20 protein-coding genes and 1 pseudogene are annotated in these 22,802 nt (G+C 71.9%); 16 read left to right on the forward strand and 5 right to left on the reverse strand.

Translation table 11 applies throughout. The features are described 5' to 3' along the window. Positions 1-10 precede the first annotated feature (10 nt). Positions 11-232, forward strand: coding sequence for a CbtB domain-containing protein (locus SRB17_RS08550; RefSeq protein ID WP_153536420.1), 222 nt, complete (start codon positions 11-13; stop codon positions 230-232). Positions 233-253: 21 nt separating this feature from the next. Beyond that, positions 254-1,006, forward strand: coding sequence for a CbtA family protein (locus SRB17_RS08555; RefSeq protein WP_153536422.1), 753 nt, complete (start codon positions 254-256; stop codon positions 1,004-1,006). A 63-nt stretch (positions 1,007-1,069) separates the two neighbouring features. Here SRB17_RS08555 and SRB17_RS08560 read toward each other — a convergent pair whose 3' ends face one another. After that, the gene (locus SRB17_RS08560; RefSeq protein WP_153538074.1) at positions 1,070-1,651 is read right to left on the reverse strand and encodes a histidine phosphatase family protein; all 582 of its coding nucleotides are present in this window, start codon (positions 1,649-1,651) and stop codon (positions 1,070-1,072) included. A gap of 64 nt (positions 1,652-1,715) precedes the next feature. Further along, positions 1,716-2,732: a DUF4185 domain-containing protein gene (locus SRB17_RS08565; protein WP_153536424.1), complete on the reverse strand. Its 1,017-nt coding sequence runs from the start codon at positions 2,730-2,732 to the stop codon at positions 1,716-1,718. Between the two features lie 9 nt (positions 2,733-2,741). Here SRB17_RS08565 and SRB17_RS08570 point away from each other — a divergent pair, with 9 nt between their 5' ends. The 6 genes and pseudogenes from SRB17_RS08570 to SRB17_RS08595 all read left to right on the forward strand — a co-directional run bounded on the left by SRB17_RS08570 (position 2,742) and on the right by SRB17_RS08595 (position 10,005). After that, the gene (locus SRB17_RS08570) at positions 2,742-3,008 is read left to right on the forward strand and encodes a hypothetical protein (RefSeq protein WP_194293947.1); all 267 of its coding nucleotides are present in this window, start codon (positions 2,742-2,744) and stop codon (positions 3,006-3,008) included. A gap of 91 nt (positions 3,009-3,099) precedes the next feature. Beyond that, positions 3,100-4,688, forward strand: a pseudogene (locus SRB17_RS08575) (GMC oxidoreductase). Between the two features lie 165 nt (positions 4,689-4,853). After that, positions 4,854-5,693: an SDR family oxidoreductase gene (locus tag SRB17_RS08580; protein WP_323375195.1), complete on the forward strand. Its 840-nt coding sequence runs from the start codon at positions 4,854-4,856 to the stop codon at positions 5,691-5,693. A gap of 48 nt (positions 5,694-5,741) precedes the next feature. After that, positions 5,742-7,157 (forward strand): cytochrome ubiquinol oxidase subunit I, encoded by a 1,416-nt coding sequence (locus tag SRB17_RS08585; protein WP_228395926.1) that lies wholly within the window; start codon positions 5,742-5,744, stop codon positions 7,155-7,157. After that, positions 7,154-8,194, forward strand: coding sequence for a cytochrome d ubiquinol oxidase subunit II (locus SRB17_RS08590; protein WP_323375196.1), 1,041 nt, complete (start codon positions 7,154-7,156; stop codon positions 8,192-8,194). The genes SRB17_RS08585 and SRB17_RS08590 overlap by 4 nt, the downstream gene beginning before the upstream one ends. A 47-nt stretch (positions 8,195-8,241) precedes the next feature. Then, entirely contained in the window at positions 8,242-10,005 is a 1,764-nt protein-coding gene (locus SRB17_RS08595) for a cation:proton antiporter (protein WP_323375197.1), read from the forward strand. A 12-nt stretch (positions 10,006-10,017) separates the two neighbouring features. Here the strand turns inward: SRB17_RS08595 and SRB17_RS08600 are convergent, their stop codons facing one another. Beyond that, a complete protein-coding gene (locus tag SRB17_RS08600; protein WP_153536430.1) occupies positions 10,018-11,856 on the reverse strand; it encodes a glycoside hydrolase family 15 protein in 1,839 nt (612 codons plus the stop codon). Between the two features lie 272 nt (positions 11,857-12,128). On the opposite strand from SRB17_RS08600, the gene SRB17_RS08605 reads away from it, so the two are divergent. Then, positions 12,129-12,464, forward strand: a complete 336-nt coding sequence (locus SRB17_RS08605; protein ID WP_153536432.1) for a hypothetical protein — start codon at positions 12,129-12,131, stop codon at positions 12,462-12,464. Between the two features lie 380 nt (positions 12,465-12,844). After that, on the forward strand, positions 12,845-14,914 hold the full coding sequence (locus SRB17_RS08610; protein ID WP_153536434.1) for a SpoIIE family protein phosphatase: 2,070 nt from the start codon (positions 12,845-12,847) through the stop codon (positions 14,912-14,914). 309 nt (positions 14,915-15,223) lie between these two features. On the opposite strand, the gene SRB17_RS08615 is transcribed toward SRB17_RS08610, so the two are convergent. Both SRB17_RS08615 and SRB17_RS08620 read right to left on the reverse strand, forming a co-directional pair. After that, positions 15,224-15,883: a CoA transferase subunit B gene (locus SRB17_RS08615; protein WP_153536436.1), complete on the reverse strand. Its 660-nt coding sequence runs from the start codon at positions 15,881-15,883 to the stop codon at positions 15,224-15,226. A gap of 2 nt (positions 15,884-15,885) precedes the next feature. Beyond that, positions 15,886-16,686 (reverse strand): CoA transferase subunit A, encoded by an 801-nt coding sequence (locus tag SRB17_RS08620; RefSeq protein WP_153536438.1) that lies wholly within the window; start codon positions 16,684-16,686, stop codon positions 15,886-15,888. A 187-nt stretch (positions 16,687-16,873) separates the two neighbouring features. Between SRB17_RS08620 and SRB17_RS08625 the strand changes: the two genes are divergently transcribed. The 6 genes from SRB17_RS08625 to SRB17_RS08650 are packed head-to-tail and all read left to right on the forward strand — an operon-like array spanning position 16,874 to position 22,738. Then, entirely contained in the window at positions 16,874-18,109 is a 1,236-nt protein-coding gene (locus tag SRB17_RS08625; protein WP_153536440.1) for a substrate-binding domain-containing protein, read from the forward strand. Between the two features lie 4 nt (positions 18,110-18,113). Further along, positions 18,114-18,926, forward strand: coding sequence for an ABC transporter ATP-binding protein (locus SRB17_RS08630; RefSeq protein WP_153536442.1), 813 nt, complete (start codon positions 18,114-18,116; stop codon positions 18,924-18,926). Further along, a complete protein-coding gene (locus tag SRB17_RS08635) occupies positions 18,923-19,756 on the forward strand; it encodes an ABC transporter ATP-binding protein (RefSeq protein WP_323375198.1) in 834 nt (277 codons plus the stop codon). The genes SRB17_RS08630 and SRB17_RS08635 overlap by 4 nt, the downstream gene beginning before the upstream one ends. Then, positions 19,756-20,643 carry a branched-chain amino acid ABC transporter permease gene (locus SRB17_RS08640; RefSeq protein WP_153536444.1) on the forward strand — a complete coding sequence of 296 codons (888 nt, stop codon included), beginning with the start codon at positions 19,756-19,758 and terminating at the stop codon, positions 20,641-20,643. Before SRB17_RS08635 ends, SRB17_RS08640 begins: the two co-directional genes overlap by 1 nt. Continuing rightward, on the forward strand, positions 20,640-21,773 hold the full coding sequence (locus SRB17_RS08645; protein WP_153536446.1) for a branched-chain amino acid ABC transporter permease: 1,134 nt from the start codon (positions 20,640-20,642) through the stop codon (positions 21,771-21,773). Before SRB17_RS08640 ends, SRB17_RS08645 begins: the two co-directional genes overlap by 4 nt. Continuing rightward, on the forward strand, positions 21,770-22,738 hold the full coding sequence (locus tag SRB17_RS08650; protein WP_153536448.1) for an alpha/beta hydrolase: 969 nt from the start codon (positions 21,770-21,772) through the stop codon (positions 22,736-22,738). Before SRB17_RS08645 ends, SRB17_RS08650 begins: the two co-directional genes overlap by 4 nt. The last annotated feature ends 64 nt before the right edge of the window (positions 22,739-22,802 follow it).

Raw genomic sequence — 22,802 nt, forward strand, 5'->3', positions numbered from 1 at the left:
AGGTCCTGCCATGGCGCAGACCGTCGCCCAGCCGACAGCCACCACCCCCGCCGTTCCCCTCAAGCTGCCACTGAAGGCGATTGCTCCCTGGGCGGTCTTCTTCGGCGTCCTCATGCTGGTCCTGCTCTACTTCGTCGGCGCCGAGCAGGGCGCCACCTCCGTGGTCAACGGCACGGACGTCCACGCGTGGGTGCACGACGCCCGCCACCTGCTGGGCTTCCCCTGCCACTGACACGAGGGTCGTAGCCCGCCCATGAACTCCGCAACCGTACGGAACCTTCTCGTACGGGGCATGCTCGCCGGTCTCGCAGCCGGCGTGCTCGCCCTGGTCGTGGCGTACGTTCTCGGTGAGCCGAACGTCGACAAGGCCATCAGCTTCGAGGAGGCCCACTCCCACGAGCACGAGATGGCGGTCGTCTCCCGCTCCCTGCAGTCGACCGCCGGTCTCGCCACCGGTGTCCTCGTCTACGGGGTCGCCTTCGGCGGCATCGCCGCGCTCGCCTTCTGCTTCGCCCTCGGCCGCGTGGGCCGTTTCGGCCCCCGGGCCACGGCACTGCTGCTGTCGGGCTGTGCGCTGCTCGCCGTGTACGTCGTGCCGTTCCTGAAGTACCCGGCCAACCCGCCGTCGGTCGGCAGCCCCGACACCATCGGCAAGCGGACCGCCCTGTACTTCCTGATGATGCTGCTCAGCGTCCTGCTGGCGATCGCCGCCACCCTCCTGGGCAGACGGCTCGCGCCACGCCTGGGCACCTGGTGGGCCACGGTGGCCGCGGTCGTCGCGTTCGCCGTCGTGATCGGCCTGGCCTTCCAGTTCCTGCCCGTCGTCAACGAGGTGCCCAGGAACTTCCCGGCCACCCTGCTGTGGCGGTTCCGGCTCTCGGCACTGGCGATCCAGACCACCCTGTGGGCCGGATTCGGTCTCGTCTTCGGCGAGTTGGCAGAGCGGCTGCTGAACCCCAAGCCGGCGACGGCCGCGAACCGGCGAACGGTTCCGGCCGCGCACTGACTCCCCGCGTACGGCACAGGGCCCGTCGGAACCGTCCGTCGGGCCCTCTGCCGTACGCCTCTGCTATGCGGCCTCGGGCGCGGCGAGCGGACACCCGAGTCGCAGATTCCAGCGCCCCGCGCGGCCGCTGAGTTCGGTCACGGTCAGCGGCGGCACGTCGAGGCGCCAGAAGACCGCCGCGGGCATGCCCAGAGCGCCGGCGACCGCCGCCCGCACCACCTCCGGCTCGACCACCGCGATCGTGCGACCCTCCAGCTGCTGCGCGTCGGCCAGCCCGCCCGCGACCCGTTCGCACAGGTCCCGCACGGACTCACCCCCATGCGGTGCGCAGTCGGGGTCGGTGAGCCAGCGGCCCACCGCCTCCGGTTCGGCGGCGCCCACCTCTTCCAGGGTGCGCCCGCGCCAGCGACCCACGTCCAGACCCGCCAACTCCGGTACCGGCACACCGTCGAGGCCCAGCGCGGCGGCCGTCTCCCGGCAGCGCACCGTGGGGGAGGTGAGGACCCGGCCCGCGGAGGGCAGCGCTCCGGCCGCGGAACGGGCACGTGCCGCGCCGCTCTCGTCGATCGAGCCGCCGTCGTCGAAGCGGGCCTGCCGCAGGGACGTGCTCATGGCGGGGGAGACGAGAAGGACGCGGCTGGTCATGTGGTCCAGGGGTACCAGCATCCCATCCTTCGCACAATCCGCGGACCCTCGGTGTGCGACGCGCTCAGACGGCCAGACCGCTGATCCGGTACTGCATCACCCGGTAGTCCTGGTCGTCGTACCACTGGCTGACGTTGATGGTGAAGTCGCCGAAGGTCGAACCGGGCACGATGAAGCCGCCGTAGGGGCCGGCCACCGCGTTGCCGGACTCGTTGCCGGGGGTGGTGGGGACGATGATCGTCTGTTCCGGCGTGGTGAACAGGTTGCTGGTCGGCAGCGCGAAGACCTGCGCGCGGATGCCCAGCGGGTCCATGTTCAGCCAGGTCAGGGCGTACTGACCGCCCATGGCGCGGAAGCAGATCTCGCCCCAGCGGCGGCGCGCGGTGATCGGCGTCGGGTAGTTCCCCCAGGCCCAGGCGCCGTTCGCACAGCCCCACGGCTCATAGGCCGCCGGGTCGCCCAGCCGGTCCTGGCGCACGCGGTGCAGCAGGAGGTCGGAGTCGACGTCACGGTTGAACACGCTCGACAGGACATAGCAGCAGCCGTCGTCCGCGACCGCGTACGTCTTCTGCTGGAACTGCCCGCCGTACTGGTCGCCCGGCCACAGGCACAGGTACTCCCAGGTCTCGCCGTTGTCCGTGGAGCGCCAGAAGTCCGAGTGGTCGGTCTGGTAGAGGACGCCCCGCATCAGGTGCATGTACATCGTGTCGCCGATGGTGAAGCCGTCCGAGGGGATGGCGGTCGTGTTGTTCCGGTGGCTCTCCGGGACCAGGCCCACGGCGTGGGTACCGCCCACGCTGTCGTCGATGACCAGGTAATCCGGGTCGGGGTGGCGGGCGCGCAGGCCGACCGGGGCCCGCCAGTCGGAGGCGCCGACGCCGGCACCGTCGAAGGTGTCGCCGCAGACGAACAGCATCGTGCCGTCGGGGCAGGTGACGGGGATGCCGAGATCCGTCCAGGGCGCGGCGAACCGGCCCGTCTCGTCCGGACCGGTGAGGTTTCTGATCTTCGTGCCGGTGATGGCGGCGGCCCGAGCGGTGGCGGCGGCCGCCGGTGCCGCGCCCGCTGGGCGGGTCTGCATCCGACGGCGATGCGCTTCCCGGCCGAGCGGCGCGTGTCCGTCCTGGGGTCGGACGGCAACAGCGACGCCGCGCCGAGTGCGGTCGCCGAGGTCGCCTTTCCCGTGCATGTGCTGGCCGTCAACGCCATGGGCCTGCATCTGCTGGACTACCTGGACCTCGACCACCTCGCGGAGCTGTGCGAACAGCTGGGCCGTCGGCACTTCCTGTGCGTGGTCGCCCCGCTGCGGCTGCCGGCGGCCACCGGCTCCCCGGTCAACCCGATCGCCGTTCTGTGACCGTGCCGGTGCGCGGCCCGTTCCGGGTGCCGCCCCGCCACGGGGCGCGTACGTTCGAAGAGGCACCGGCCGCAGACCGCGAGCAAGGACGGTGGTTGCCGTGGACGCCCTGCCCTCGTACGACGTCATCGTGATCGGTACGGGTGCCGGCGGCGGCACGCTGGCCCACCGCCTCGCCCCGTCCGGCAAGCGCGTCCTCATCCTCGAACGCGGTGACTACCTGCGGCGCGAACGCGACAACTGGGACTCCACCGCCGTGTTCGTCAAGGCCAAGTACCGGGCCCCGGAGTTCTGGCTGGACCGCCACGGCAACGAGTTCCCGCCCGAGGTGAACTACTACGTCGGCGGCAACACCAAGTTCTACGGCGCGGCACTGTTCCGGCTGCGCCCCGAGGACTTCGGTGAACTCCGCCACCACGACGGCATCTCGCCCGCCTGGCCCCTCGGTTACGACGACCTGGAGCCGTTCTACACCGAGGCGGAGCACCTCTACCTGGTGCACGGCCGGCACGGCGAGGACCCCTGGGAAGGGCCGTGCAGCGCACAGTTCGCCTATCCGCCGGTCGAACACGAGCCGCGCATCGAGCAGTTGAGCCACGACCTGGAGAAGCGCGGACTGCACCCCTTCCATCTGCCGATCGGCGTCAACCTGACACAGGACGCGCTCGGCCGGGCCACCCACTCCAGTGTCTGCATCCGCTGCAACCGGGTGGACGGCTTCCCCTGTCTGGTCCGCGGCAAGTCCGACGCGCAGGTGATCTGTGTGGAGCCGGCGCTGGAACACCCCAACGTGGAGATGCTCACGGGCGCCCGGGTGACGAAGCTCGAGACCGACCCCTCCGGGCGCAGCGTCACCACCGTCGTCGCCCAGCTCCCGGACGAGCAGGAGGCCCGCTTCTCGGCCGATGTCGTGGTCGTGGCCTGCGGAGCCGTCAACTCGGCCGCCCTGCTGCTCGCTTCGGCGAACGACCGGCATCCGAACGGGCTGGCCAACAGCTCGGACGTCGTCGGCCGGTACTACATGCGCCACAACAACCTCGCGCTGACGGCCATTTCGAAGGAGCCCAACGACACCCAGTTCCAGAAGACCCTCGCCCTGCACGACTGGTACCTGGGCGCGGACGACTGGGACTACCCGCTCGGCGGGATCCAGATGCTCGGCAAGTCGGACGCCGAGCAGATCCACGGCGAGGCGCCGCGCTGGGCCGGAGCGGTGGCGCCGGACATGCCCTTCGAGGTCCTGGCCCATCACGCCGTCGACTTCTGGCTCTGCGGAGAGGACCTGCCGCAGCCGGACAACCGGGTGACCCTGGAAGACGACGGCCGGATCCGGCTCACCCTCGACGAGGTCAACAACATCTCCGGTCTCACGCGCCTGCGGCACGAACTGCAGCACATGCTCGGCCATCTGGGCATGCACGAGCACCGTCTGCTGTCCCGCAGCATCTACCTGCACAAGGGCATGCCGATCGGCGCCACCGCACACCAGGCGGGCACCGTGCGTTTCGGCACCGACCCGGCGCCTCGGCCCTGGACGTCCACTGCAAGGCCCACGACCTGGACAATCTCTACGTCGTCGACACCAGCTTCTTCCCGAGCATCGGAGCGGTCAATCCGTCCCTGACGGCCATGGCGAACGCCCTCCGCGTGGGCGACCACCTGCTGGAGCGGCTGGGCTGACGCCTGCCTGTGCCCCGGACTCCGACCGGGCGAAGAATCTCAGCCGGGCAGCGCAAGGCGGTCCGCCCCGGCATGCCGCCGACCCCGGACGGTGCTTGTGTGAAGCCCGGACCTCCGGGCGACGCGCCCGGCGGATGTGGGCACGCAGCGGAGGAGCAGGACATCGTGACTTCCACCGAGGGCGCACCCCAGGGCGTGATCACCGCCCCTCTGCTGCGGGGACAGAAGGCGCTGGTGACCGGCGCGAACTCCGGGATCGGCAAGGCGACGGCCGTCGCCCTGGGCCGGGCGGGTGCCGATGTCGTGGTGAACTACGTGGCCGGCCGCGAGGACGCCGAGAAGGTGGTCGAGGAGATCACCGCGTTCGGCGTCCGTGCCGTCGCCCACGAGGCGGACGTGTCCGACGAGCAGCAGGTCGTCGCCATGGTGGACCGGATGGTCAAGGAGTTCGGCACGATCGACGTCCTGGTCGCCAACGCGGGGCTGCAACGGGACGCCCCGATCACGGAGATGACCCTCGCCCAGTGGCAGAAGGTCCTGGACGTCAATCTCACCGGGCAGTTCCTGTGCGCGCGCGAGGCGGCCAAGGAGTTCCTGCGCCGCGGGGTCGTCCCGGAGGTGTCGCGCGCGGCCGGGAAGATCATCTGCATGAGTTCGGTGCACCAGATCATCCCGTGGAGCGGTCACGTCAACTACGCCGCGTCCAAGGGCGGCGTGCAGATGATGATGGCGACCCTGGCCCAGGAACTCGCCCCGAAGCGGATCCGGGTGAACGCGGTCGCCCCCGGAGCCATCAAGACCCCCATCAACCGCAGCGCCTGGGAGACGCCGGAGGCGGAGCAGGACCTCATGCGGCTGATCCCCTACAAGCGGGTCGGCGACCCCGAGGACATCGCCCACGCCGTCGTCGGCCTCGCGTCCGACCTGATGGACTACGTCGTCGGCACCACCCTGTACGTCGACGGCGGGATGACGCTCTTCCCGGGCTTCGCCACCGGCGGCTGACCCACCCGCCCGTGTCGGCCCCCGGAGACGCCTCATATGCACACGGTCATGCTGTTGGCTGACGTACCGCCGCAAACACTGCCCGCCCGATCGATGATGGCCTTCACCCTGGCCTCCCACATCATCCTGGTGCCGCTCGGCGTGGCGCTGCCGCTGATCACGCTCATCATGCACGGCTACGGCCTGCGCCGCGGCGACGCCACCGCCCTGCTGCTGGCACGTCGCTGGTCGGCCGTCATGGCGGTCCAGTTCGCGATCGGTGTCGTCACCGGCACCGTGCTGTCCTTCGAGTTCGGGCTGCTGTGGCCCGGCATGATGGGCCGGTGGGGCGATGTCTTCGGCATCGGGTTCGGTGTCGAGGCCTGGGCGTTCTTCCTGGAAGCCGTCCTCATCGCCGTCTACCTCTACGGCTGGCGCAGGCTCCCCTCCCGCGCCCACTTCCTGCTCGGCCTCCCCCTGCCGCTCGTGGCCCTGCTCGGCGCCTTCGGCATCCTGGCCGCCAACTCGTGGATGAACACCCCGCGGGGCTTCACCCTCGACGCCGCCGGCAACCCGGTCGACGTGAAGATCTGGAAGGCGGTCTTCACCCCCATGTTCGGCCCGGAGTACTGGCACTTCGTCGTCGCCATGTTCGTGACGGCGGGCTATGTCGTGGCCGGCGTCTACGCCGTCGGACGGCTGCGCGGCCGCCGGGACCGCTACCATCGGCTGGGGTTCACGATCCCCTTCACCCTCGCCGCCGTGTGCACCCCCGTGCAGTTCGTGCTCGGCGACTCCATCGCCCGGCAGGTGTTCCACAAGCAGCCGGTGAAGTTCGCCGCCATGGAGATCGTCTGGAGGACCGACACCCATGTGCCGGAGTACCTCTTCGGCCGGCTGCATCCGAACGGGACCATCTCCGGCGGTATCAAGATCCCGCAGCTCGACTCCATCCTGGCCGGCTTCCGCCCGGACACCAAGGTCACCGGGCTGACCTCCGTGCCGGCGAGCGACCGGCCCACACCCACTCAGGCCACGATCGTCCACTGGACCTTCGACATCATGGTCGGGATCGGCTCCCTGCTGGTGCTGCTCGCCCTCTGGTACGGGGCGATGTGGCTGCTGCGCCGCCGGATGCCCGCGACCCCCTGGTTCTTCCGGTGCGCGGCCGTGGCCGGCCTCGCCTCCGTCGTCGCCGTCGAGTGCGGCTGGATCACCACCGAAGTCGGCCGCCAGCCGTGGATCGTGTACCAGAACATGCGGGTCGCCGAAGCGGTGACGGCCACGCGTTCCAGCAGCCTGTGGATCATGTTCGGTCTGGTCGTCGTCGTGTACGTCTTCGTCTTCGGGTCGTTCCTCGCGGTGCTGCTGAAGATGCGGGCCCGCTGGCGGCTCGCCGACCGGACGGGCGGACCCCGGCCGCCCGAGGAGACACCGGAGACGGACACGCCGTACGGGCCGCGCTCGGCCGGGAGCCGGCTGTGATCGCCGGTGTCATCGCCGTCGTCCTGCTGCTCGCGATCGCCGCCTATGCCTGCGGCGGAGGCACCGACTACGGAGCCGGCTTCTGGGACCTGACCGCGGGCGGAGCGCAGCGCGGCGAGCGCCCGCGCCGGCTGATCGACCACGCGATGGAGCCCGTCTGGGAGGTCAACAACGTCTGGCTGATCTTCGTGCTGGTCATCATGTGGACGGGCTTCCCCGTGCTCTTCCAGCGGGTGTTCACCACGATGTGGCTGCCCCTGGCGCTGGCCGCGGTCGGCATCGTGCTGCGCGGCGCGGGCTTCGCCCTGCGCAAGCCCGTCCGGCGGCTGGCCGGGCGGCGCCTGTACGGTGCGGTCTTCGCCGTCGCCTCGCTGCTGACGCCGTTCTTCCTCGGTGCCGCGGCCGGGGGAGTGGCCTCGGGCCGGGTGACGGCCACGACGACGGCGTCGACCGATGCCTGGGCCAATCCGACGTCCCTGCTGTTCGGTCTGCTCGCCATCGCGGCCACGGCGACGCTCGGCGCCGTCTTCCTCGCCGCGGACGCCCGGCGCTTCGCCGCACCGGACCTGGACCGGTACTTCCGCCGACGCGCCCTCGCCGCCCTCGTCGCCGTCGCCGTGCTCGCCGTCGTCACCCTGGTCGTCACCCACGGGGACGCGCCCCATGTGTGGCACGGGCTCACCCACGGCGTGGGCCTCGTCCTCGTCGTCGTGGCGGCGCTGGCCACGCTCGCCACCGCATGGCTGCTGACCCGTCCCTCCGCAGCCTGGTCCCGGGGCACAGCGGTCGGGGTGGTCGCGTCGTCCGTCCTCGCCTGGGGCATGGCGCAGCGCCCCTACCTCGTCCCGACCTCGCTGACCGTCGCCGACGGCGCGGGCGCCCACACCACACTGCGCTGGCTGGCGTTCGTCACCCTCGTCGCCGTCGTGCTCGTCATCCCCGCGGTCGCCCTGCTGTACTGGCTGGACACCCATGGCGAGCTGGAGGGCCTCACCGACGCCGAACTGCGCGGCGATGCCGCCGCCGACGAGGTCTGACCCGATGCCGGGCCGACCGCGCGCCCGCTCCCCACGGTGACAGCCCGGTGAGCGCAGAGGACATCCTGCTGGGCATCGGCCTGACCGTCGCCCTCGCCGTCGGATGCCAGATTCTCGCCGGCCGGCTGCGGATCCCGGCCCTGATCCTGCTGCTGCCGGCCGGGTTCGCCGCGGGCGCCCTGACCGATGCCGTCCACCCCGGCAATCTCGTGGGACCCGCCTTCTCCCCCCTGGTGTCGGTGTCGGTGGCGATCATCCTCTACGACGCCGGTGTGAGCCTGGACCTGCGTCATCTCAAGGACGCGACGCGCAGTGTCGTCGTTCGCCTCATGGTGCTCGGCGTGCTGTGCACGTGGGGGGCCGTCATGGGCCTGGCCCCGGTGCTGCTCGGTGTGCCCGCCGCCGCGGCCAGCATGATCGGTGTGATCCTGGTGGTGTCCGGCCCGACCGTCGTCGGTCCCCTGCTGGAGCACGTCGGTCCCTCGGACACGGTCCGGCGGATCCTGATGTGGGAAGGTTCCCTGATCGATCCCGTCGGGGGCATCCTCGGCGCCGTCAGCTTCCACTCGATCGTCTCCGGCGGGCTGCGGAGCGGCCATTTCCGCGTCGGCGCCTTCGTCGCCGGTATCGCCGTCGGACTCGCCGGCGGTGCCGTCGGCGCCGCACTGCTGTGGCTCACCCTCCGGCGGCTCCACCTCGGTGAGACGCTCGGTACGCTCGCCCAGCTGGCCGTCGTCGTGGCGGTGGCCGCGGGCTGCGACATGGTGTTCGACGACACGGGACTGATCGCCGCGATCGTCGCCGGGCTGACCGTCGCGAACCTGCCCGGATTCGACATGCCCGCACGCCGCCCGTTCTTCGAGACGCTCGTCCAGCTGATCATCGGCCTGCTGTTCATCTCCATCTCGGCCACGGTGACACCGAAGTCCGTCGTCCCGGTGCTGCTGCCCACGCTCGCCCTCGTCGGCGTACTCGTGGCGGTGGTCAGACCGCTGGTGGCGCTGCTGTCCACGCTGCGGACGGATCTCACGCGCCGCGAACGCGCCTTCACCGGCTGGATGGCCCCGCGCGGCATCGTGGCCGCGTCCACCGCGACGACCTTCTCCGCCTCCCTCACGTCGGCGGGACTGCCCGGAGCCGACAAGATGCTCCCCGTCACCTTCCTGGCGATCGTGGGAACCGTCCTGGTCTACGGGCTGACCGCGAGGCCGGTGGCCCACAGGCTGGGCATCGTGCGCCCCGCCCGAACGCGCCCGCTCCTCGTCGGCGGTGCTCCCTGGGTCCTCGATCTCGCCCGAGCGCTGCGCACCGCCGGACTGGACGTGCTGATGTGGGCGGGGGCGGCCCAGGAGAGGAAGCGGATCGAGGCGGCGGGCATCGAACTGGCCGCCGGGGAACTCATGGCCGCGGCCTCCGATCCCCAGGCGCCGCTGGAGGGGGTCACCTCGCTCTATCTGCTGACGGACGACGACGACTTCAACGCGCTCGCCGCGATCGTCATGGAGGACAGTGTCGACGGCCCGGTCCACCGGATCGGCCCGCCACCCGACAGCGAGGGCGTCGTCGCCCCCTACACCGCCGGTGGCACCCTCTTCGGCCCGGAGCTCGTCCGCCCCGCCCTGGCGGCCCGGCACGAACGGGGCGCCCGATTCCAGGTGCTGCCCGCGCCGGAACCCCGCCCACCGGGGTACGACGCCCTGTTCGTCGTACGGCGCGACGGCCGTCTGGAACCGGTCACCGACGACCGGACGCCCACCGGGCGGCAGGGAGACACCCTGGTACTGCTCGGCCCCGCACGACCGGAGATCTGAACCGGGCCGGCGCTAGCGCCGGCCGAGCGCCTCGTTCAGGGTGAGGGCCGAGTCGATGAGGGCGAGATGGGTGAACGCCTGGGGGAAGTTGCCGAGTTGACGGCCGGTCGGGTCGATCTCCTCGGAGTACAGGCCCAGATGGTTGGCGTACCCCATCATCTTCTCGAACACCAGCCTCGCCCGGTCGGTCCGCCCCGCGCGGGCCAGGGCGTCGACGTACATGAACGTGCACAGCGAGAAGGTGCCCTCGGAGCCGCGCAGTCCGTCGGGCGAGGCGTCGGGGTTGTAGCGGTAGACCAGGCTGTCGCTGACCAGTTCCTGCTCCATGGCGTCCAGGGTCGACGCCCACATCGGATCCTCCGGGGTGAGGAACCCGACCGTCGCCATGCGCAGCAGCGAGGAGTCCAGTACCCCGCTGGCGTAGTGCTGGACGAAGGCCTGCCGTTCCTCGCTCCACCCCTTCGCCATGACCTGCTCGTAGACGGCGTCCCGCTCGGCGTGCCAGCGGTCCGACGCCGACGGCCACCCCTTCGACTCTGCGAGCCGCAGGGCCCGGTCGAACGCCACCCACGACATGACCCGGCCGTAGGTGAAGTCCTGGCGACCACCGCGGGTCTCCCAGATGCCCTCCTCCGCCTGGTCCCAGTGGTCGGCCAGCCAGTCCAGGTTCGCCCGTAGCGAGCTCCATCCTCCGTGCCCGACCTGGAAGCCGTGCCGGTGCGCGAAGTAGATGCTGTCCAGCGCCTCGCCGTAGATGTCCAGCTGGAGCTGCGTCGCGGCGCCGTTGCCGATCCGTACCGGCGCCGAACCCTCGTAGCCCTCCCAGTGGCCGAGGATCTGCTCGTCCAGGTCGGAGGAGCCGTCGACCTTGTACATGATGTTGAGCGGACCCGTGCTCCCCAGGCTCCCGACCCGCTCCCTGACCCGGTCGCTCAGCCAGATGATGAACGCGCGGGCCTCGTCCGTGAAGCCCAGGCCCAGCAGGGCGTACACGGAGAACGAGGCGTCACGGATCCAGGTGAAGCGGTAGTCCCAGTTGCGTTCGCCGCCCAGTTGCTCCGGGAGAGCCGCGGTCGGGGCGGCCACCACGGCGCCACTCGGGGCGAAGGTCATCAGCTTCAGCGTGATCGCGGAACGCTCCACCACCTCACGCCAGCGACCGGTGTACCGCGACTGTGCCAGCCAGGAGCGCCAGAAGGCGACCGTCTCGTCGAAGAGCCGCTGGTGTGCGTCACGGCGCACCTCGGCGGGCGGCCCCTCGGCGCCCATCTCCAGAACCAGCCCGCGCTGCTGGCCGGCCTGCAGGGTCAGGGACAGACGAACGTCGGCGTTCTGGTCCGTGAGGACCTCCGCGAGCCGGTCGTCGTCCGGTTCCCGGATGGGGTGGACGGTCAGCGTCGTGCCGTCGTCCGCGGCGAAGACCGCTCCGTGCTCGGTGAGGTGCAACCGGTGGGGCGTGCGCCCGTAGTCGAACCGCGGGGCGATGTCCACGTCGAACGTCATGCTGCCGCGCACACAGCGGACCACACGGACCAGCCGGTGGCGGGAGGTGGCCGTCGTACCGGTCACGGGCATGAAGTCGAGCACCTCACCGGCCCCCGCCCCGGTCATGAACCGGGTCACCAGAATCGCCGTGTCGGGCAGGTACAACTGCCGGGTCGCATGGGTCGGGTGGGCCGGCCGGACCGTGCAGTGCCCGCCCTTCTCCTTGTCGAGAAGCGCTCCGAACACACTCGGAGAGTCGAAACGCGGGGAGCAGAACCAGTCGACCACCCCCTCGGTGGTCACCAGCGCCGCGGTCTGCAGATCTCCGATCAGCCCGTGGTTCTCGATCAGCGGGTAGTCGTCCATCGGGGCGCCCCTTTCGGCGTGCGATTCACCCGGATGGGCCCCCTCGATCAGCGTAAGCCGCGCATCCTGCTCCGGCCACGGGGCCGTTACGGGCCCGGACGCGGCCCGCACCACGGCCGCCGGCGCCCGCGCCGGCCGCCCGGACGTGTCGAACCCGGGTCCGTCCACGTGCCGCGGCGATCGTCCTTCCTCACTGTGCGGCTCCGTCGCATCTGGCGGATAGTGAAGAAAGGACGAGATTCCCGGCAGCTCCCCGTACCTCAGGAGGCGCGATGCCCCCTTCACGGTTGTTGGCCGCGCTCACCGGCATCACGCTGCTCGGTATCGCGCTCACCGCGTGCCAGGACCAGGCGTCCGGTCAGATCGTGGCGCGCAACGGCTTCAGGATCGTGGAGACCCTCTCCAACCCGCCGATCCACGACTGTCACCGTTTCCCCGAGGGCGTGACCCACGTCGACAATCAGACGCAGAGCAGCCTGCTCCTGTACACGACACCGGACTGCACCGTGCCGCCGGGCGGACAGAGCAACTTCCTGGACATCGGCGCGTCGGACCAGGTCGTCAGGACCACCGGCCTGTGGCGCAGCTTCTCCTTCGCGCCCGGATGACCGCGCGGGCTCAGCCCTGGTGACGTGTGCTCAGCTGCCGGTCCGTCAACAGGACGTGGATGTGCACTACGTGCTCGGGCGATGATGCCATCGAGCGCCGGTCCCGGTGCCACGCGGGCGTGGCGTGCAGCCACGGTGTCATCCGCACGCCGCGGCCACATCGGGGCGGCAGCGAACGACCGTGCGCGACTTCTCCCCACTCGGCATTCCCTTTGACTGCCAAGATCATCTGGGGCGTGTGGGCGGCCGGCACCCCTCCGCCGGTGCGCCGGCGGTCGGTCCAGGTGTGTGCTCCCGGGTCTGGGACGACCATGGAGGGAGACAGCACGCTCCCGCCGGTACGGCAGAGCCGAGGCGCCGAGCGGGAAGGAACACGAGGCATGGGCACGACGGACTCCTCCCGAGCAGGCCACGGCCGGTCGGTGGCGGGTCATGCCGCGCCGCCCAGTGGTCTGCTCGACCTGCTCGGCGTCGCCGCGGTGGTGGTGAACGCGGCAGGCGAGGTGGTCTTCTGGAGCCCGAAGGCCGAGGACCTGTTCGGCTACACCGCCGCGGAGGCACTCGGTCAGCACGCGGCCCGGCTGACGGTCCACGAGGAGCACCGGGACGAAGTGATCAAGCTGTTCGCCGAGGTCATGGAATCCGGCAGCGACTGGGCCGGCGCCTTCCCGATCCGGCACAAGGACGGCAGCACCCGCCTGGTGGAGTTCCGCAACATGCGGCTGCTGGACGACCTCGGCGACGTCTACGCCCTGGGCCTCGCCGCGGACCAGAGCGCTGTGGAACAGATCGAGCGAGATGCCGCCCTCGCCATGCGACTGGTGTCCCAGTCCCCGATCGGGCTGGCCATTCTGGACCCGGACCTGCGCTACCTGGCCGTGAATCCCGCTCTCGAACGCATCACCGGTCAGGCCGCCTCCGAGCGTCTCGGCCGGCCGGTCGGCGAGATCCTCACCTTCCTGGACACGGACCCCGAGGCACGTCTGCGCCGCGTCCTGGAGACGGGCGAGTCGGTCGTGGACCGGCACATCGTCTGCCGTCCCCCCGCCGACCCGGACCACGAGCACGCCTGGTCCGTCTCGTACTACCGGCTGGAGGACGCCCGTGGGCGGGTGCTCGGCCTGGCCTACTCCGTCATCGACGTCACCGAGCGTCACCAGGCCGCCGCCGAGGCGGCACAGGCCCGGCAGCGGCTGACCCTGATCGCCAGGGCTTCCGCCTGCGTGGGCAGCACCCTCGATCTGAAGGCGACAGCGCGCGAGCTCGCCGACGTCGTCGTGCCGGCCCTGGCCGATGTGGCGGCCGTGGACGTACTCGACAGCGTCCTCGACGGCCGGAGCCCGCCGCACGAGGGCCCGGCCCTCTTCCGCGCCCTCGCCGTCAGCGCGGTCCAAGCCACCGAGGCGGTGCGCGCGGCCGACCCGACAGGGGGACTCGCCACCTACGACAGTGACCGCCTGATCACCCAGTGCGTACGCACCCGCCGACCGGTACTGGTACCCCACACCACCCGTCAGGATCTGGAGCGCATCGCCCGGCACGCCGAGGCCGCCTCCCTCCTCGCGGCGGCCGGCGTCCACTCCTACCTTGCCGTACCGCTCCTGGCCCGGGGCGAGGTCCTGGGCGCCCTCGACCTCGCCCGCACCCGGAACCCCGCGCCTTTCGACGACGACGATGTGCTCCTCGCCGGGGAGCTGGCCGCCCGAGCCGCGGTCTGCATCGACAACGCCCGCGGATACCAGGCCCAGCGCCAGGCGGCCCTCACCCTCCAGCGCAGTCTGCTTCCCGAGCGCCCGTCGCACCTGCCCGGACTGGAGGTCGCCTGCCGCTACCAGCCCGCCGGCGCCACGAGCGAGATCGGCGGCGACTGGTACGACGCCGTGCCCCTCCAGGGTGACAGAACCGCCCTGGTCGTCGGGGACGTCATGGGCAGTGGCGTGAAGGCCGCCGCCACCATGGGTCAACTCCGCAGCGCCGCCCGCGCCTTCGCCGAGCTCGCCCTCGCCCCCGCCGAGGCCCTTCGACACCTGGACCACCTGACCGAAGGGGTCGAGCAGACCATCACCACCTGCATCTACTGCGTCTACGACCCGCACCGGGGCACGTGCGAGATCTGCCTCGCCGGCCACCTGCCCCCGGCCCTGATACGACGCGGCCACGCGGCCCAGCTGCTCGACCTTCCCACCGGCGCGCCGCTGGGCGTCGGCGGGGTGCCCTTCGAGGCCGCCACCATCGCCTTCGGCCCCGGCGACGCACTGGTCCTCTACACCGACGGCTTGGTCGAAACCCGAAGCGAACCCATCGACGCTCGCCTGGACACCCTCCTCGACGCCCTCACCATGACACGGGGCCACGATCTGGAAGACACATGCGACCGCCTCCTGGAGATCCTGCGCTCGCCCGGTGGCGAGGACGACGTGGCGCTGCTCATCGCCCGGGCCCGGTCCTGAGCGGCCAAAGGCCGGCAACGGGTGGACGCCGGGCAGGCATCGTCCACCGGGGGTAGGCCACGCCCCCGCGCCGAACGCCCCGTACACGGCATCGTCCGCTTCTGACGTGCGGCACGTGGGGAAGGACGTCGGCTCGTCGTCCATGGCGTCCAGGTCGGTTCCGGTCGGCACCCCCGCCGGCATCGGTCAGGCCCAGGTCGTGGCAGACCTCGGCGGCGAACGTGCCGCAGGTGAGCCGGACCCCGAGTGCCGTCACACGTGGTCAGCAATTCGGTGCATGGCACCGTCTCTTGGGGGAGTCGGGAAGGATCAGCCGGGTGCGAGCGCCGGCAGGCCCTCGTCGACGAGGAGCCGGGCGCCGGTCGCGGCCAGGACCTCCCCGACGGTGACGCCAGGAGCGGTTTCGACCAGTCGCAGCCCCTCGGAGGTGACGTCGATGACGGCCAGGTCGGTGATGACCCGGTCCACGACCCGGCGACCCGTGGCGGGAAGACTCAACTCCTCCACGATCTTCGGGCTGCCGTCCTTGGCGACGTGCTCCATCACGACCAGCAGCCGGCGGGCGCCATGGACCAGGTCCATCGCACCGCCCATGCCCTTGACCACCTTGCCGGGGATCATCCAGTTGGCCAGGTCGCCATGGGCCGACACCTGCATGGCGCCGAGCACGGATACGTCGATCCGGCCGGCCCGGATCATGCCGAAGGAGAAGGCCGAGTCGAAGTAGGCGGTGCCGGGGACAGTGGTCACCGTCTCCTTCCCGGCGTTGATCAGATCGGGGTGCTCCTCGCCCTCGTACGGGTAGGGGCCCACGCCCAGGATGCCGTTCTCCGAGTGCAGCACCACGTGCACCCCGTCCGGCAGGTGATTGGGGATCAGGGTGGGCAGGCCGATGCCCAGGTTGACGTACTGGCCGTCGCGCAGTTCCCGGGCGGCGCGGGCGGCGAGTTGGTCGCGGTCGAGCGGCATGGTCACTTCTCCTCGGAGGCGGTGCGTGAGACGGCCGCTGCCACGCCGGGGCGCGCCGGGCGCACGGTGCGGCGCTCGATGCGCTTGTCCAGTGAGTCGTCGGCGACGACCACGCGGTCCACGTACACGCCCGGCAGATGGACGGCGTCCGGCGGCAGTTCGCCGGCCTCGACGATGCGTTCGGCCTCCACGACGGTCATCCGCCCCGCCATCGCGCACAGCGGGTTGAAGTTGCGCGCCGCCGCGTGGAAGACGCAGTTGCCGTGCCGGTCGGCGACCGCGGCCCGCACGAGGGCGAAGTCGGCGGTGATGGCCTCCTCCAGCAGGTAGCGGCGGCCGCCGAACTCCCGTGTCTCCTTGGGCGGGGAGGCCACCGCGACAGCGCCGTCGGCGGTGTGGCGCCAGGGCAGGCCGCCCTCCTCGACCTGGGTGCCCACCCCCGCCGTTGTGTAGAACGCGGGGATGCCGGTGCCGCCGGCCCGCAGCCGCTCGGCGAGTGTGCCTTGCGGTGTCAGCTCCACCTCCAGTTCCCCTGTCAGGTACTGGCGGGCGAACTCCTTGTTCTCACCCACGTAGGAAGAGGTCATCCGGGCGATCCGCCCGGCCGCCAGCAGCAGTCCCAGACCCCAGTCGTCCACCCCGCAGTTGTTGGACACGACCCGCAGGCCGCACGCGCTCGTCCCGGCCAGCGCGGCGATCAGCGTCGACGGGATGCCGCACAGGCCGAACCCGCCGACCGCGAGTGTCGCACCGTCAGGGATGTCCGCCACTGCCAGCGCGGCCGCGGCCATCACTTTGTCCATGCCGTTTCCTTCCCCACCTGGTCTGATCCGTGGATCTCACCCTCGCGGCACCGGCCGCCACCGACCATGTGTGCCGATGCCATGACTGGGCCCAGAAGAGCGGTGATTGACCACATGCCGCCCGTCGTACGGCGCTCCTATCGTTCCGGCAATCACGCACCGCGCCCACTGTCAGGAGCCGATCGTCATGCCTTCCAGCCTCACGGACACCTTCAGAAGCAGATCTCTTCGCGCGCTCACCCTGATCGCCCTCGGCGCCCTGGTCGCCGGCTGCTCCTCGGCCGGAACCGCCGGCACCGCGTCCGCCGGCTCGGACGGCAAGGCCGCCCCCGTGAAGGTGGGGCTGGTCTACTCCCGCAGCGGACTCCTGGCCGCCTACGGCAAGCAGTACGAGGAGGGCTTCAAGGCAGGCCTGGCCTACGCCACGCACGGGACGAACAAGGCGGGCGGCCACCCGATCGAGGTCACCGAACAGGACGACGCGGGCGACCCGGCGAAGGCCGTCGCCGCGGCCAAGACCCTCGTCGGCAAGGGCTTCAAGGTCCTCGCCGGCACCACCGACTCCGGTGTGGCGCTGCAGATGGCGCCGCTGGCCGCGCAGAACAAGGTGCTGTACGTCAGCGGTCCCGCCGCCACCGACGCGGTCACCGGCGTCAACGCCTACACCTTCCGCTCGGGCCGGCAGTCGTACCAGGACATCCTCGCCGCGGGGACCCTGCTCGGCGACGCCAAGGGCAAGAAGGTCACCGTGCTCGCCCAGAACTCCGCATTCGGACAGGCCAACGTGGCCGCGGTGAAGGCGGTCCTCGGCGCGAAGGGCGCGCACGTCGGCTCCGTGCTGGCCCCGCCGAGCGCCACCGACCTCACGCCCTTCGCCCGCCAGACCAGGGCCGGCAAACCGGATCTGGTGTTCGTCGCCTGGGCGGGCGCCACCGCCCCCGCCCTGTGGACCGCGCTGAACCAGCAGGGCGTGCTGGACGCGAGCAAGGTCGTCACCGGACTCGCGGGCACCGCCTCGTACCCGGTCTTCGGCGCGGCCGGCTCCAAGGTCTCCTTCCTCGCGCACTACTTCCCGGGCGCCGGGGGCGGCAACCCGGTGGAGCAGGCCATGCTCGACGGCATCACCAAGGCCGGCGGCACCCCCGACCTGTTCAGCCCCGACGGCTTCACGGCCGCCCAGATGATCGTGCACGCGATCGAGTCCGGCAGCGCCACCGACACCACGGCCATGGTCAAGGCGCTGGAGGGCTGGAGCTTCGACGGGCCCAAGGGCAAGGAGCAGATCCGCGCGAAGGACCACGCCCTGCTGCAGCCGATGTTCACGGCCCGGCTCAAGGGCGGCGGCAGCGCCGCCCGGCCCGCGCTGATCGCCGGCATCCCGATGACCGAGGTCGCACCGCCGGCCGCGAGGACGGCGGGCTGAGACGATGTCCTCCTCTGACACGACGTCACCGAGCGCCCCGGGGGCTCCGGACGCCGGGGAGGCCCGTACCTTCCCGGCGCCGGTGCTCCGGCTGCGAGACATCGGCTGGACGGTCGGCGGCGCGACCATCGTCGACTCGGTCTCCTTCGACGTCCGCGAAGGCGAGTTCCTGGCCTTCATCGGCCCCAACGGCGCGGGCAAGACGTCCCTGTTCAACCTGGTCAGCGGGCTCAGCCCGGTGTCGCGCGGCGCGATCGAACTGGACGGCCGGGACATCACCGCGGAGGCCGCCCATGCCCGGGCCCGGCGCGGCCTCGGACGCACCTTCCAGACCTCCAGCCTGTGGCCGGGCATGACGGTCGCCGACCACGTGGGGCTCGCGGCCCAGGCCGCCGACGGCGGCTCGTACCGGATCTGGCGTCGTGCCGGCACCCACCCGGAGCGGGTCGACCGGGTGCTGGCACGCACGCAGCTCGCGCACCGCGCCGACACCTGCGCCGACGCCCTCTCGCACGGCGAGAAGCGCAAGCTCGAACTCGCGGTCCTGCTCGTCGGCGAGCCCCGGCTGATCCTGCTGGACGAGCCGATGGCGGGCGTGAGCGCCGAGGAGGTGCCCGCGCTGACCGAACTCATCCGGTCGCTGCACAAGGAGGAGGGGCGCACCGTGCTGATGGTCGAGCACCACATGGACGTGCTGCTGGACCTGGCCGACCGGCTGGCCGTGATGCACCACGGCACGCTGCTCGCGCTGGACACCCCGCCGGCCGTGATGGCCGACCCCACCGTGCAGCAGGCCTACCTCGGGGAGGAGCTGTGACTCCCGCCCCGGAGCCCCTGCTGACCGTGCGCGATCTGCGGGTCGTGATCGGCGGCCGGCACATCCTGCACGGCGTCGACCTGGAGGTGGCCGCCTCGGGCACCACCGCCCTGCTGGGCCGCAACGGAGCCGGCAAGACGACGACCGTACGCGGCATCCTCGGCCTGGTCCCGCGAACCGGCAGCGTCCTGCTGGCCGGCGCGGAGACGGTGCGCCTGGCCACCCACGCCCTGGTCCGCCGGGGCATCGGCTACGCCCCCGAGGACCGCGGCGTCTTCGCCGCCCTCAGCGTGGCCGAGAACCTGCGCCTCGCCGAGCGGCCCGGCGCCGGTGAACCGGCCTACGACCTTGTGTACGAGCTCTTCCCGGAGCTGAGACGCCGGGCCCGGCAGGCCGCCGGCACGCTGTCCGGCGGTCAGCAGCAGATGGTCGCGATCGCCCGTACCCAGCTCAACGGCAACCGGCTGATCATCGCCGACGAGCCCACCAAGGGGCTCGCGCCCAAGGTGGTCACCGAGGTCGCCCAGGTGCTGGAACGCGCCGCCGAGGCGGTGCCGGTGCTGCTCGTGGAGCAGAACCTCGCCGTGGTGCGCCGCCTCGCCCGCCACTGCGTCGTCCTCGCCGACGGCCGCACCGCGCACCGGGGCCTCGCCGTCGACCTGCTCGCCGACGCGGAGGCGGCCCGCCGGCTGCTCGGCGTCGCCAGCGCGGGCCACGGCGGCACCGGCCACGGAGGCACCGGCCACGGCAGCGCCGGAATGGCGCCCGCCGACCCGTCCGTTCGCACCGCGGCGCGCACCGCCGCCCGGACCACGGAGGCAGACGCCTGATGTCCACCGTCGTACTGCTCGCCCTCACCGGGCTCGGCCTGGGCGCCCTGTACTTCCTGGTCGCCTCCGGGCTCTCGCTGATCTTCGGGCTGATGGACGTGCTCAACTTCGCCCACGGCGCCCTGCTGTCCGTCGGCGCCTACGGCACCTGGTGGGCCGCCTCCGGCCACCTGCCCGGTGCCGGACCCGGCGGGGCCGGGTTCGCGCTCGCCGTCGTCTTCGGCACCGCGGTGGGCACCGTCGCCGCCGTGCTGCTCGAGCTCGCCGTGATCCGCCCGCTCTACACCCGCCCCCGCGAGCAGATCCTCGCGACGGTGGGCGTGGGCCTGGCCGTCCCGGCCCTGCTGTCCGCGATCTGGGGGTCCGACGCCCGGCCCTTCCCCGGGCCGAAGGCCCTGTCCGGAACCTTCGGCCTGCTGGGCGCCGAAGTACCGCTCAACCGCCTGGTGCTGATCGGCGCGGCCCTGCTGGTGCTGACCGGGCTCACGCTGTTCCTCGGCCGCACCCGGCACGGACTGGTCGTCCGCGCGGGCGTGGAGGACCGGGCGATGGTCACCGCGCTCGGCATCGACGTGCGCAAGGCGTTCACCCTGGTCTTCGCCATCGGCGGCGCGGCGGCGGCCCTCGGCGGCGCCCTCGGCGGCCTCTACTTCGGTTCCGTGGACCCCGAACAGGGCACCTCGCTGCTCATCTTCGCCTTCGTGGTCGTCGTGACGGGCGGCATGGGCTCGCTCACCGGCGCCGCGCTGGCCTCGGTGGCCGTGGGCCTCGTCCAGCAGTTCGCCAACTACTACACCACCGCCGGGCTCGGCGACCTCGCCGTCGTCGTCCTGCTCGCCGCCCTGCTGCTCGTCCGGCCGCGGGGGCTCACCGGGAGGCTCGCATGACCACCGCCACCCAGCCGCGCGGCCGGGCCCGCACGGCGGACCATCCCCTCGCCACCCGCTCCGAGCGGCTGCGGCGCGCCACCCGCTGGTGGCCCGCCCTGCTGCTGGCGGTGCTGTGCACCGTTCCCTACAGCGCGCTGCCGCTGCCGGGCCTGCTCGACGGCCCGATCGGCGGCCCGGGCAACCTGCAACTGCTCGCCCTGTGCCTGCTCTTCGGGGGCCTGGCCACCGGATACGACCTGCTGCTCGGCCGTACCGGACTGCTGTCCTTCGGGCACGCGCTGTACTTCGCCGCGGGCACCTACGTCACCAACACCGTGATGCTCGAAGCGGGCCTGCCGTTCGCGGTGTCCGCGCTGCTGGGCCTGCTGGCGGGCGTGGTGCTGTCCGCGCTGTTGGGCGCGGTCAGCCTCAGGGCCGGCGGCATCGGGTTCTCCATGGTGACCCTGGCCTTCGCGCAGGCCGCGTCGATCCTCGTGCAGCGCGACCCCGGAGGCGTCACCGGCGGCGAGGAGGGCAGGGCCGCCCCCGCCGGCGGGCTGCCCGCCTCGCTCGTGGGCATCGAGCACACCGCCAACCTGTACTGGATCGCGCTGGCCTACCTCGTGGTGGTGCTGGCCGTCGTGCAGTGGACGGTCCGCTCGCCCATCGGCCGGGTCTGGGAGGGCATCAAGGAGAACGAGCGCCGGGTCGAGGTGCTGGGGCTGCGCCCGTACGGCTTCAAGCTCGTGGCCTTCGTCCTGGCCGGCACGCTCGCCGCGCTGGGCGGCATCGTGTACCTGCTGCTGACGGGCGGCGCCACCCCGCAGACGACCACCTCCGACTTCACCCTGTCCCTGCTGGTGATGGTGGTGCTGGGTGGCTCGGGCACCCGGTGGGGCCCCATGGCCGGCGGCATCCTGTACACGTGGGCGGACCACCGGCTCGGCGACCTGGCCGGCTCGGGTGCGGTCGCCGGTCTGCCCGCCGTGGTCCGCGTGCCGCTCTCGCAGCCGCTGTTCCTGCTCGGCGCGCTGTTCGTCGCGGTGATATACCTGCTGCCCGGCGGCGTGGCACGGCTCCCGGCCCGGCTGCGCGCCGCCCGTGCGTCCCGCGCCGCCACCGACCGCGAGGAGGTCCTCACGTCATGAGCCCCACTCCGCGGTACGGCACGACGGCCCGTCAGGACGCGGCCGCAGCGGCGCGCGAGGAGTTTCAGGTGCCGGTGCCCGGCGGGCGGCTGGCCGTGTCGCGCTGGCCGGCCGACGACCCGGGCGCACCGGTGGTCCTGGCGCTGCACGGCATCACCGCCAACGGCCTGAGCTGGGCGCGCGTCGCCCACCACCTGGCCGGCCGGGTCACCCTGGTCGCACCCGACCTGCGCGGCCGGGGCCGCAGCGGGCGACTTCCCGGCCCGTACGGCATCGCGGCCCACGCCGACGACATGGCCGCGGTGGTGGACGCGCTGGGCGTGGGGCGGGTGGTGCTGACCGGCCACTCCATGGGGGCCTTCACCGCGGCCCTGACCGCGGTGCGCCACCCGCACCTGCTGACGGCCCTGCTGCTGGTGGACGGCGGCGTGGGCTTTCCCGTCCCGGCCGGCCTGGATCCCGACGAGCTGATCACCTCGGTGATCGGCCCGGCCATGCGGCGGTTGTCGATGACGTTCCCGGACCGGGAGGCCTACCGCGCGTTCTGGCAGCGGCATCCGGCCTTCGCCGGTCCCTGGTCGCCGTGGGTGGACGACTACATCCAGCGCGATCTCGTGGGTCAGGAGCCCGAACTGCGCTCCTCCTGCAGCCTGGAGGCGGTCCGCACCGACGGCGTGGACCAGCTCGGCGGGGAGGTGTCGGGTGCGGTGCACCGGTTGCCCGGTCCGGCCGTGCTGCTCTGGGCGGAACGCGGCCTGATGGACGAGCCGCAGGGCCTGTACGACGAACAGCGGCTCACCGCCGCCGGCCTCGACCCCCACCTGGTGCGCACGCGGCTCGTACCCGGCACCAACCACTACACGATCATCATCGGCGACGAGGGCGCCCGGGTGGTGGCACGGCACCTGCTGGCCGCGGCCGGCGTGGCGGGACCCGAGGGGCCGGGCGGTACGCCGGCACGGTGACCTCGCGACTCCGGCCGGGACCTGCGCAGGACCGGAAGAGCGGCACGTCCGTCCCGCGGCCGTT

This window comes from Streptomyces sp. RB17, assembly GCF_009604455.1.
Lineage (GTDB): Bacteria > Actinomycetota > Actinomycetes > Streptomycetales > Streptomycetaceae > Streptomyces.

Coding starts and splice junctions, on each gene's coding strand:
- SRB17_RS08630 (WP_153536442.1), top strand. CDS start 18,114: ATGTCCTCCTCTGACACGACGTCACCGAGCGCCCCGGGGGCTCCGGAC.
- SRB17_RS08555 (WP_153536422.1), top strand. CDS start 254: ATGAACTCCGCAACCGTACGGAACCTTCTCGTACGGGGCATGCTCGCC.
- SRB17_RS08570 (WP_194293947.1), top strand. CDS start 2,742: ATGCGCTTCCCGGCCGAGCGGCGCGTGTCCGTCCTGGGGTCGGACGGC.
- SRB17_RS08645 (WP_153536446.1), top strand. CDS start 20,640: ATGACCACCGCCACCCAGCCGCGCGGCCGGGCCCGCACGGCGGACCAT.
- SRB17_RS08610 (WP_153536434.1), top strand. CDS start 12,845: ATGGGCACGACGGACTCCTCCCGAGCAGGCCACGGCCGGTCGGTGGCG.
- SRB17_RS08620 (WP_153536438.1), bottom strand. CDS start 16,686: ATGGACAAAGTGATGGCCGCGGCCGCGCTGGCAGTGGCGGACATCCCT.
- SRB17_RS08605 (WP_153536432.1), top strand. CDS start 12,129: ATGCCCCCTTCACGGTTGTTGGCCGCGCTCACCGGCATCACGCTGCTC.
- SRB17_RS08550 (WP_153536420.1), top strand. CDS start 11: ATGGCGCAGACCGTCGCCCAGCCGACAGCCACCACCCCCGCCGTTCCC.
- SRB17_RS08640 (WP_153536444.1), top strand. CDS start 19,756: ATGTCCACCGTCGTACTGCTCGCCCTCACCGGGCTCGGCCTGGGCGCC.
- SRB17_RS08650 (WP_153536448.1), top strand. CDS start 21,770: ATGAGCCCCACTCCGCGGTACGGCACGACGGCCCGTCAGGACGCGGCC.
- SRB17_RS08565 (WP_153536424.1), bottom strand. CDS start 2,732: ATGCAGACCCGCCCAGCGGGCGCGGCACCGGCGGCCGCCGCCACCGCT.
- SRB17_RS08615 (WP_153536436.1), bottom strand. CDS start 15,883: ATGCCGCTCGACCGCGACCAACTCGCCGCCCGCGCCGCCCGGGAACTG.
- SRB17_RS08585 (WP_228395926.1), top strand. CDS start 5,742: ATGCTGTTGGCTGACGTACCGCCGCAAACACTGCCCGCCCGATCGATG.
- SRB17_RS08600 (WP_153536430.1), bottom strand. CDS start 11,856: ATGGACGACTACCCGCTGATCGAGAACCACGGGCTGATCGGAGATCTG.
- SRB17_RS08560 (WP_153538074.1), bottom strand. CDS start 1,651: ATGACCAGCCGCGTCCTTCTCGTCTCCCCCGCCATGAGCACGTCCCTG.
- SRB17_RS08625 (WP_153536440.1), top strand. CDS start 16,874: ATGCCTTCCAGCCTCACGGACACCTTCAGAAGCAGATCTCTTCGCGCG.